The organism is Streptococcus oralis (genome assembly GCF_001578945.1).
GTDB lineage: Bacteria > Bacillota > Bacilli > Lactobacillales > Streptococcaceae > Streptococcus > Streptococcus oralis_Q.
In genome coordinates this window covers 3694-7269 of record NZ_KQ969551.1, presented here as the reverse complement: position 1 = coordinate 7269, position 3576 = coordinate 3694, and the positions used below count along the sequence as shown (strand labels likewise).

General features: G+C 41.3%; 3 protein-coding genes. All 3 read right to left on the bottom strand.

Translation table 11 applies throughout. From position 1 onward, the window contains the following. Positions 1-908: MalY/PatB family protein (locus SORDD16_RS02665; protein WP_061452623.1), on the bottom strand; the 908-nt coding region annotated here is incomplete at its 3' end. Between the two features lie 6 nt (positions 909-914). Next, a complete protein-coding gene (locus SORDD16_RS02660) occupies positions 915-2009 on the bottom strand; it encodes a cystathionine gamma-synthase (protein WP_061452284.1) in 1095 nt (364 codons plus the stop codon). Positions 2010-2154: 145 nt separating this feature from the next. Then, positions 2155-3576, bottom strand: a 1422-nt coding sequence (locus SORDD16_RS02655; RefSeq protein WP_061452283.1) for an ABC transporter substrate-binding protein, incomplete at its 5' end; no start/stop codon positions are given.

The window sequence follows — 3576 nt, the reverse complement described above, 5'->3', positions numbered from 1 at the left end:
ACTGCGTAGTTGATGTGGTCTTCGATGACTTCTTTTAATTCCCCTAACCAGTCCTTGCCATAACGGTAGGCAGCTTCTGTCGCCAAATAACCCAAGCCTGAGATTTCATGCTGGTTATTGGCTAACTGACGTTTCTGGAAAGCAACACGAAGCTTAGGATTTTCAATCACTGCATAGGAATTCTTGGTCCCTGCGATGTTAAAAGTCTTAGTAGCACTGCTCAGGACAAGGGAAAAGTCTTTAAAAGCAGGATTGACCGTATTAAAGGAATGATGTTTGTGACCAAAGAGAGCCAAATCTTGGTGAATCTCATCTGAAACCAACAAAACACCATGTTTTTGGCAGAGATGGCCAATCTTTTCTAACACTTCCTTTTCCCAAACACGTCCACCAGGATTGTGGGGATTGCAGAGAACATAGAGCTTAACATCTTCTTCCACCAAATCCTTCTCCAGCTGGTCAAAGTCAATCTCAAACAGCCCATCCTTTTCTACCAAAGAATTGGTAATCAATTTACGATTGTTCAACTTGACACTGCGGGCAAAAGGTGGATAGATCGGTGTGTTAATCAGAACAGCTTCACCTTCTTTTGTAAAGGCTTGAATAGCTGTTGAAATAGCTGGTACCACTCCCTCGATAAAGACGAGTGCCTCCTTGTCAAAGCGATAGCTGTGTTGACTGGCTTCCCAGTCCTGAACTGATTCAATCAGAGCATCGCTAGCATAAGTATAGCCATAGACCAACTGATCTGCGTAGGCTTGTACAGCTTGTCGAACTTCAGGCAAAACCACAAAGTCCATATCTGCGATCCAGGCTGGCAGAACTTCCCGATCAGTCTCTGCCTCTTTCCATTTATAGGTATGATGTCCAAAACGATTGGGCAGGCTTGTAAAATCATATTTTCCCATATCTTCTTATCCTTCCAAGGCTTGGCGCAAGTCCGCAATCAGATCTCTAGCATCCTCAATCCCAATAGACAAACGCAAGAGATCATCTGTCAAACCATAAGAATGGCGAACTTCTGCTGGAATATCCGCATGGGTTTGCGTCGTTGGATAGGTAATGAGACTCTCTACCCCACCCAAACTTTCCGCAAATGAAAAGACCTTCAAGCTATTTAAAATATGAGGAATACGTTTTTCATCCACTACTTTAAAAGAAATCATGCCCCCACGTCCTGTATAGAGCACTTCCTTGACAGCAGGTGAATCCTTCAAAAAGGCAACAACTTCCTGAGCATTAGCTGTTGAGCGTTCCATACGAAGAGACAAGGTTTTGAGACCACGAATCAATTGATAACTGTCAAATGGAGACAAGACTGCCCCTGTCGTATTGAGATTATAGAAGAGCTTCTCGTATAGTTCTAAACTACTAGTCACAACCACCCCAGCTAAGACATCATTGTGCCCTGCTAGATACTTGGTGGCTGAATGAAGAACAATATCCGCACCGTCTTCAATCGGACGTTGGTAAATCGGACTGTAGAAGGTGTTGTCTACCACTACCTTGGCACCCTTGGCATGAGCTAGTTTGGCTAGTTTTGTAATATCAAATTCTAACATCAAGGGATTGGTTGGCGTTTCGATATAGAGAACATCCACATCTTTCTCTAACTCAGCAATCAGTTCTTCTTCTGTATTGGCATAGGTAAAATGAAACCGGCCTTCTTGCTCCACTTGGTTGAACCAACGGAAAGAACCCCCATAAAGATCGCGCACAGCCAAGACTTTACTTCCCACTGGAAAAACACTAAAAGCCAGTACAATCGCAGCCATACCTGAGCTCGTCGCTAGGGCATAGTCTGCTGACTCAATAGCCGCCAAGACTTCCTCCGCCTTACTGCGAGTTGGGTTTTTAGTCCGAGTATAGTCAAATCCCGTAGACTGGCCAAACTCTGGATGCTGATAAGTTGTCGAAAAATGAAGCGGCGTTACTAAGGCACCTGTTGCCTTATCTGACTTGATACCTGCCTGGGCTAAAATTGTGTTAATGTGTAGTTCTTTGCTCATACAATACCTCCAAATCTATACTAACTATTGTACCACTTATTTTCACCAACTTATTTTCTTGTTTTCAAGAGCTAGTTATAGTTTAAAACTATATAAAAGCGATAGTTTCCTAAGAAACTATCGCTTTTCCTGTTAAATAAGCTAATTACTTAACATGTTTTGTCAAATCTTCTTGAGCTTTTTTATTTGATTCTTCTTTTTCTTTTAGCCATTTTTGTCTAGCTTCTTCGTACTCAGCTGTTGTCACAGTCTTATCTTGCAACTTGAGATACTTGTATGATTCCACACCTTTATTTCCAGCTAGAGAGTATGGTGCTGAGAAAGGAACCGTTTTTCTTAATGTTGGTGTTCCGCCAAGGGAAACGTTTGGAATAGCAAGAGCACTATCTACCAACCAGGCTTGAATTTCAGCATATTTTTCATAACGCTTTGCTGGTTCCTGCTCTTTATTGGCCTCTTCCAACATTTGAGTATAGGTATCAAGTCCGACTGCCTTAGCCTTATCATTGATTTCACCAGGTTCCAAACCAAGATTTTGTAGCATTCCACCACTCTTCACACTAAAGATGTCCAGATAGGTTGATGGATCTTGGTAGTCAGGACTCCATCCACCGTTATAGAGATCATAGTCCTTTTGAGCCGCTGTTTGTGCGAGATAACCTGAGCTATCATAGTCCTCTGTGGACAATTGTTGGATATCAATCACCACATTCTCAGTTCCAAGAACAGATTCAATTGATTGTTTCATTGAACTAATTGATTGAATTTCTGTTTTATTGGTCATCTCTACAGTCTTATCCAAGTGAATTGGGAACTGTACTCCTTTGGCTTCAAGTTCTTTTTTCGCCTCCGCAAATTTAGCCTTAGCTTTTTCTGGATTGTAGTAAGGATCCTGAGCGTCTGCAAAATTGATGTTCTGCCATTCTTGACCGTAGTTGACCATTTTAGATGAGACAACATCTCCGAAATCTTTTCCGTTAATAGTCACGAAGGTAGGAGGCACGATAAGGTTACGAATAACCTTCGTTGCCCCTTCTTCTCCTTGTGATTGAGCTCCATAAGCCGTACGGTCATAGGCAAAGTTGATGGCCTGACGGAAGTTTTTATTCAGAATGGCTTCTTGGGTAGATTGTTTTTCGATGTCAGTTGTCTTTGAAGTGAAATTATATGATTTTCTATCCAGATTAAAGTTTACGAAAAATGTTGTCGCATCTTGCATACTGTAGACAATGTTGTCCTTGTTTTTCTCTTTAATCCCTTCAAAACTTGAACTATTTGGGTAGAGACGTGCGTAGCTGTATACTCCTTCTGTAAAGTTGCGTGCTAGAGCATCTTGATCACTTCCGTCATAATAGGTTAGTTTCACATCGTCCACAAAGACATTTTTCGCATCCCAGTAATTTGGATTTTTCTTGTATTCGATAACGGATTTTGAAACAAAGGACTTCATCAAGAAAGGACCATTGTACAAAATGTTAGAAGGGTCAACCTTACCAAAATCATCTCCTTTTGATTTCAAGAAATCAGCATTAACAGGGAAGAGAATGGTTGATGTTGTTTTAGAATT